The organism is Campylobacter sp. JMF_01 NE2 (genome assembly GCF_027737365.1).
Taxonomy (GTDB): Bacteria; Campylobacterota; Campylobacteria; order Campylobacterales; family Campylobacteraceae; genus Campylobacter_B.
Genome location: NZ_JAOVTR010000014.1, coordinates 1 through 1,404, shown reverse-complemented (window position 1 = coordinate 1,404; position 1,404 = coordinate 1). Strand labels below are relative to the sequence as shown.

Below are 1,404 nucleotides of genomic sequence, written 5' to 3'. Positions count from 1 at the left end.
ATTATACACAAAAGCTATGATCGCCATTTTGCCAAGCCCAAATTTGCCGTAGCACAAACGCTTTCATTTTTAAAAGATAAATTTGCAAATTCGCAGTTTCGCGTGGCTATTACAGGCTCAGCTGGACTTGGCATTTCAAAAAGCTGTAATATCGACTTCGTTCAAGAGGTTTTTGCCACTTCGCTTGGCGTAAAAAAGGCATTTCCAAAAACCGATGTCGTTATCGAGCTTGGCGGAGAAGACGCTAAGATTTTATTTCTTACAGGCGGTGTAGAAGAGCGTATGAACGGCAGCTGCGCCGGCGGGACGGGTGCTTTTATCGACCAAATGGCAAATTTGCTAAATATTAGCCTTGCGATGCTCGATAAATTAAGCTTTGGTTATGAAAAAATTTATCCTATCGCTTCAAGGTGTGGTGTGTTTGCCAAAAGCGATATTCAGCCACTTCTCAATCAAGGCGCTAGAAAAGAAGATATAAGTGCGAGTATCTTTAATGCAGTCGTCGAGCAGACTATTTCAGGACTTGCGCAAGGCAGAGAAGTCAAAGGAAATGTCCTATTTTTGGGCGGTCCGTTATATTTTATGCAAGGGCTTAGAAATAGTTTTAAAAAAGCCCTAAATTTAGATGAATCAAATTCTGTTTTTCCTGAGTTAGCTCCTTATTTTGTGGCTTACGGAAGTGCGCTTTATGCCAAAGATAGTGCAAAAGTGCAAAATTTAGAAGATATTTTAAATTTACTCGAACACGAACCGCACAAAGAAGTGATAAACGCAGAACCACCACTTTTTAAAGACGAGAGCGAATACAGCGAGTTTTTAAATCGCCACGCAATGGCAAGTGCGCCTAAAATGGACATTTTATCATATAGCGGAAAAGCGTATTTGGGCGTGGATTGTGGCTCAACCACAATCAAAATCGCTCTAATCGGCGAAAATAACGAACTTTTGTATAAATTTTATTCATCAAACAAAGGCGATCCGATTGCGATTTTGCTCCCTGAGCTTAAAAAAATTTACTCTATGTGCGAAAACCGCATTAAAATCGCAGGTAGCGGCGTAACTGGATATGGCGAAGAGCTAATAAAGGCTGCGTTTAAATTTGATTATGGCATTGTTGAGACGATCGCACATTATAGCGCGGCAAAGCATTTTAACAGGGATGTTGATTTTATCATCGACATCGGCGGACAAGATATAAAATGTTTTTCTATTAAAAACGGAAGTATCGATTCTATCGTGCTAAATGAAGCGTGTAGTTCTGGCTGTGGCTCGTTTTTGCAATCATTTGCAAATTCACTCGGATATGAGATTGGCGAATTTGCCAAAATGGCGTTGTTTGCGAAAAATCCGTCTAAATTAGGCAGTCGTTGCACCGTATTTATGAACTCATCAGTCAAACAAGCC

Annotated in this window: 1 protein-coding gene; it reads left to right on the top strand. The window is 40.2% G+C overall.

Going from position 1 to position 1,404, the window contains the following annotated elements; genetic code table 11:
- A partial coding sequence (locus OFO01_RS08900; protein ID WP_333720425.1) for a BadF/BadG/BcrA/BcrD ATPase family protein occupies positions 1–1,404 on the top strand: 1,404 nt, incomplete at both ends.